The 4600-nt window shown below is 59.7% G+C and carries 6 protein-coding genes and 1 pseudogene; 4 read left to right on the top strand and 3 right to left on the bottom strand.

Annotated features, from left to right (window positions below):
* Positions 1-913, top strand: a 913-nt coding sequence (locus ACEW8G_RS06160; RefSeq protein WP_373487561.1) for a cation:proton antiporter, incomplete at its 5' end; no start/stop codon positions are given.
* A 6-nt stretch (positions 914-919) separates the two neighbouring features.
* Here ACEW8G_RS06160 and ACEW8G_RS06155 read toward each other — a convergent pair.
* Complete coding sequence (locus ACEW8G_RS06155; RefSeq protein WP_373487560.1) at positions 920-1810, bottom strand: prephenate dehydratase; 891 nt, start codon at positions 1808-1810, stop codon at positions 920-922.
* Positions 1811-2004: 194 nt separating this feature from the next.
* Between ACEW8G_RS06155 and ACEW8G_RS06150 the strand changes: the two genes are divergently transcribed.
* Positions 2005-2643, top strand: coding sequence for a cytochrome c family protein (locus tag ACEW8G_RS06150; RefSeq protein ID WP_373487559.1), 639 nt, complete (start codon positions 2005-2007; stop codon positions 2641-2643).
* 4 nt (positions 2644-2647) lie between these two features.
* Here ACEW8G_RS06150 and ACEW8G_RS06145 read toward each other — a convergent pair whose 3' ends face one another.
* Positions 2648-3118 (bottom strand): DUF2721 domain-containing protein, encoded by a 471-nt coding sequence (locus ACEW8G_RS06145; RefSeq protein ID WP_373487558.1) that lies wholly within the window; start codon positions 3116-3118, stop codon positions 2648-2650.
* 230 nt (positions 3119-3348) lie between these two features.
* On the opposite strand from ACEW8G_RS06145, the gene ACEW8G_RS06140 reads away from it, so the two are divergent.
* On the top strand, positions 3349-3837 hold the full coding sequence (locus ACEW8G_RS06140; protein WP_373487557.1) for a PaaI family thioesterase: 489 nt from the start codon (positions 3349-3351) through the stop codon (positions 3835-3837).
* Between the two features lie 3 nt (positions 3838-3840).
* Positions 3841-4263, top strand: a complete 423-nt coding sequence (locus ACEW8G_RS06135; protein WP_373487556.1) for a PaaI family thioesterase — start codon at positions 3841-3843, stop codon at positions 4261-4263.
* On the opposite strand, the pseudogene ACEW8G_RS06130 reads toward ACEW8G_RS06135, so the two are convergent.
* Positions 4223-4600: pseudogene (locus tag ACEW8G_RS06130) on the bottom strand (siroheme synthase); the annotation flags it as partial. The gene ACEW8G_RS06135 and the pseudogene ACEW8G_RS06130 overlap by 41 nt on opposite strands.

Below are 4600 nucleotides of genomic sequence, written 5' to 3'. Positions count from 1 at the left end.
CATGTGGATCATCGGCCTGCCTCTGGCTTCCGCCATTCTGCTTGGCGCCTGTCTGGCGCCGACCGACCCGGTCCTGGCTTCCGATGTCCAGATCGAACGGTCAGATGGTGATGAAGGGTGTGAGGCGCGTTTTGCGCTCACGTCAGAGGCTGGCCTCAACGATGCACTTGCGTTTCCCTTTGTCTATCTGGCTCTGCTCGCAGCGGGCGCAGGCTTGAGTGCGGGCGGGCTGGGATTATGGTTATGGCACGATGTCATTTGGCGACTGAGTCTCGGCTTGCTCGCGGGGCTGGCTGGCGGGTGGTTGCTGGGGCGCATCATTTATTTCCTGCCCGACGATACCAGGCTGTCACGCACCGGTGACGGCTTTATTGCCCTTGGCATGACCCTCGCGATCTATGCGATAGCAGAATTTGTTCAGGGCTATGGGTTTCTCGCGGTTTTTGTCGCCGCGCTGATGCTGCGTAATGCATCACAGGGCGATGAATTTAATCGAGAACTGCTTGATTTCGCTGACGAGACCGAGCGGCTTGTGATGATGGTGCTGTTGCTGCTGTTCGGGGGCATGTTGACCGGGGGCGGACTGCTGGCGTCAATAAGCTGGCAGGCCGTCGGCCTGGCTGCGGTGGTACTGCTGATCATCCGCCCGCTCATCGGCTGGATCGCGCTCATCGGCGTAGACCGACCGAAACTTGAGCTGTTTGTCATCGCGTTTTTCGGGATCAGGGGACTGGGGTCGGTCTATTATCTCGCTTTTGCCGTCAACCACGGCGATTTTCCTGAGCATCATTTGCTGTGGGAGGTCGTGGGGCTGATCGTGCTTGCATCGATCGTCATTCATGGCCTGTCGGTTACGCCGATTATGAAGCGACTTGATCGCCACTTCGGGCGCACGGCAGAAAGTGAGAGCTGATTTCTGCTAAACGCGCTGCAGTGCCTGCGGATAACTGCCCAATATGCGCACCCATTTGCTGTGATAGGCCAGTACCTTGAGCGCGCGGTCCACCGGCGGATCACCCGGCATGCCCTCGATATCCGCATAAAACTCTGCCGCTGCAAAGCTGCCGCCGCGGATATAGCTTTCCAGCTTGGTCATGTTGATGCCATTGGTGGCAAAGCCGGATAACGCCATGAACAGTGCAGCAGGGATGCTGTTCACCTCAAAAATCATGCTGGTCATGACCGGGCCGTTGCCTGGCAAAGGGTCATCGGCGCTTTCGGCCAGAACAACGAACCGGGTCATGTTATGGTCCGCATCCTCGATGCTCTCAGCCACAATATCCAGCCCGAACAGTTCACCTGCCAATCGCGAGGCGATGGCGCACAGCCCGGCGTCATCAGATTCAGCAACAAACGCCGCCGCCCCCGACGTATCGGCGTAATTGACCGGCGCGATATGGTTGCCGCGCAGATACTGGCGGCATTGACCCAGTGCCTGTGGATGGCTGATCGCGGACGCGAACGGCCCACTGCTTTTCGCAAGCAGGCAATGGTGGACCGGAAGGAAATACTCAGCGACGATGTTCAGTCCGCTTTCGGGCAACAGAAAGTGGATGTCAGCCACGCGGCCATGCTGCGAATTTTCAATCGGGATGATGGCACGTGCCGCGCGCCCGTCCTTGACCGCGTCCATCGCATCTTCGAACGAGAAGCACGGCAGCGGCAGGGCGTCGGGTGCGAACGCCTGCGCAGCAATATGCGAAAAGGCGCCAGGCGCACCCTGAAAGGCGATGGCCCGCTCAGGCGCATCGGCGGCGCGTGCTGCCATCGTAGCGATAAGCGACTGTGCGATTTTTGGATAGCTGGCCATATGGCCGTCGCATAAGCAGCGGATGGGCTGCCGACAAGGCGAAAACCGGCGCAACGGGGCTTGCGAACCATGATTGTGACGATTAGAGCAACCGTCAGACGGGGGGTTTGTTGCGACGCGGCATCAAAGCCTCACTCCACGGTTCCGGTGCAGGAAAATCAGCCTGGCCGAATGAAAAGATGAGGCAACAGGGCATGGAAAACAAAGGCAACACCATTGCAGGTTGGGTTCTGGGCGCAATGATCGCCGCGCTTGGCCTGTCAATACTCAGCGGCAAAATGTTCCATGCCGACAAGCCCGAGCGCCCTGAGCAGCTTGGTTTTGTGATCGAAGGTGTCGTCTCGTCCGAAGCCACGGCAGAAGCTGAAGTGCCAATCGCAACGCTGCTCGCCAGTGCCGATGCGGCGCAGGGTGAAAAGGTTTTCGCCAAATGCTCGTCGTGCCATTCGATTGCCAAGGGCGGTGCCAACGGCATTGGTCCCAACATTTACGGCATCATGGGCGCGCCGCATGCTGCGGTTGCCGGCTTTGATTATTCGGCTGCCTTGAAGGCGAAGGCAGGCCCGTGGACCTTCGACGAAATGAATGCTTGGCTCAAATCGCCGCGCGCCTATGCTGAGGGCACCAAGATGAGCTTTGCGGGCCTCGGCAAGCCGGAAGACCGCGCCAATGTGATGGCCTATATGAACTCGTTGACGGACAGTCCCCTGCCCCTGCCTGCGGCACCCGCGCCCGAATCTGCCCCTGCTGACGAAGCAGCGCCTGCCGCTGCCGAGGCAGGCGAAGGCGCCGCCGGGGCCGATGCTGCAGCCACGCCGCCCGCCGCTGGTTAAACCGCTAAGCGGCTTCGTCTTCGAGTTCGAGCAACTGTTTTTCTACGTGGATGTTGCGGTTTGCCAGCCTCACTTCAACCACGAACAGCGTCAGGCCAACAATCAGCAACAGCATCGCCAGGATAAAGCCCGCTGCGATGACGACGCTCAGGTCGAGGCCGGTCAACCCCATGATAAACAGCGTCGCGATCAGCAGACTCACCGTCATCGCGCCAAGCGTTCCGAGCAGAATGGCGGAATTTACGACGCCTGCCCGCCGGTCAAGATTGCGCAGTTCAAGCACGACACGAGTGTGCTCTTCGCCTTCGGTGCGGTAAAACGCGGCCATCTGCACCCGTTCGCGATCAATCACGCGTGCGAGCCGCCCGGCAAATAGCTGCAGGATGTTGCCGGTGGCCACCAGCAGAAATGCTGGGGCCATGGCAAGCTGAATCAGTTCGCCGATCTGGCCGATTTGATCTGAAGAATTGAACATGCGTTTGAAATGACCCCCCGGCTTTTTCGTGTTTTGACTTATAACCGGGCTTGGCAGGGCAGCAATCGTCAATTGCAGCGCCCGGATGCTTCACCCGCCGCTGTGGCAATGGAGCTGCTGCGCTGCAACCCGGTGGCATGAAATGGCAATTGACCATCGTGCAGTTTGCTGTCTGATGGGACGCTGAGCCAGGCAACGCCTGTTATCCTGTCGAATGAAAGATGCACTTCATGTCTAGCGACACCCCTGCACCCGTTAATGACCAGGCCTCAGGTCAGCCACCGGAGAGCTTCACCTTCAGCCCGCGCGCCTTCATGCAGATGATGCTAGGCCACGGTCATGGTGGCCATATCGGCATGCGTTATGGCGACCATGGTGACAATTGGGTCGAACTGCAGTTGCCCTACAGCGAAAATCTGATCGGTGATGAAAGCAGCGGCGTTATCGCATCCGGGCCAATCATCAGCCTGATGGACAATGCCACCAGCCTTTCGGTGTGGACCGCAATGAAAGCCTTTCGGCCGCAAGTGACGCTCGATCTGCGCGTCGATTACATGCGCCCTGCGACCCCCGGCAAGACGGTGTTCGGGCGCGGCGAATGTTATAAATACACCCGTTCCATCGCCTTTGTGCGTGGGGTTGCGCATGATGGTGACCCGGGTGACCCCGTGGCGCATGTTGCCGGTACCTTCATCCACGTCGAAAACTTTCTGGGCTGATTGATGAGCGACACAGCAACCATTGCCGCCATCGAAGCGATCCTGCCGCCCTTTGCCAGAACGATGGGCATGAATGTCGACCATTTGCTGGGCGAAATGCCGGTGATAGCTTACGATTTCAGCCCGGCGGTGACGGGGCGACCGGGCTATCTGCACGGCGGAGCGCTGAGCGGGCTGCTTGAGATCGCCGCCATAGCCGCATTGCGCGCCCGCATTGGCGGGGATTATCGCGTCAAGCCGGTCAACATTACCATCAACTTCATGCGTGGCGGGCGAGAACTGCGCACCTATGCGGTGGGCGAGGTCATCCGGCTTGGTCGCCGTGTCGCCAATGTCGAGGCGCGGGCGTGGCAAGAGGATGCGACCAAGCCGGTCGCGACGGTTTTTATGAACTTCCTGCTGTCGCCCGCATCAACCGGACAATGATCCGCCCCTCGCGCGACACTGGCTCCTGGCCGTCAAATATGGAAAGCGATGCATCTGCGCGAACCCGCGCCAGAATATCCGCAGTGACGTCTGCGTCATGGATAACCAGATCGGCGCTGCCCAACAGCCGCAGCTGGCGAATTGTCAGATCATCGGGATCGTCTGACTTGATCGCTAACGTATAGACCCCTGCCTGTGCGCTCGCGTTTGGGGCACCAAGCCACTGGAGAACCGCCGTATCCGAGGCATTAGCGAGCGGATCAAGTCGCCCACCCGGGGCCAGCGCCGCATCAATCGCGCGACGGCGCTCAGCGCCATCGGGCCAGCGCGCGCGGAT

Origin of the sequence: Blastomonas sp. (assembly GCF_041747255.1) — a bacterium.
Classification (GTDB): Bacteria; Pseudomonadota; Alphaproteobacteria; order Sphingomonadales; family Sphingomonadaceae; genus Blastomonas.
The sequence above is the reverse complement of the archived record's forward strand: the minus strand, read 5'-3'. Positions and strand labels throughout refer to the sequence as shown.

Coding starts and splice junctions, on each gene's coding strand:
- ACEW8G_RS06135 (WP_373487556.1), top strand. CDS start 3,841: ATGAGCGACACAGCAACCATTGCCGCCATCGAAGCGATCCTGCCGCCC.
- ACEW8G_RS06145 (WP_373487558.1), bottom strand. CDS start 3,118: ATGTTCAATTCTTCAGATCAAATCGGCCAGATCGGCGAACTGATTCAG.
- ACEW8G_RS06150 (WP_373487559.1), top strand. CDS start 2,005: ATGGAAAACAAAGGCAACACCATTGCAGGTTGGGTTCTGGGCGCAATG.
- ACEW8G_RS06155 (WP_373487560.1), bottom strand. CDS start 1,810: ATGGCCAGCTATCCAAAAATCGCACAGTCGCTTATCGCTACGATGGCA.
- ACEW8G_RS06140 (WP_373487557.1), top strand. CDS start 3,349: ATGTCTAGCGACACCCCTGCACCCGTTAATGACCAGGCCTCAGGTCAG.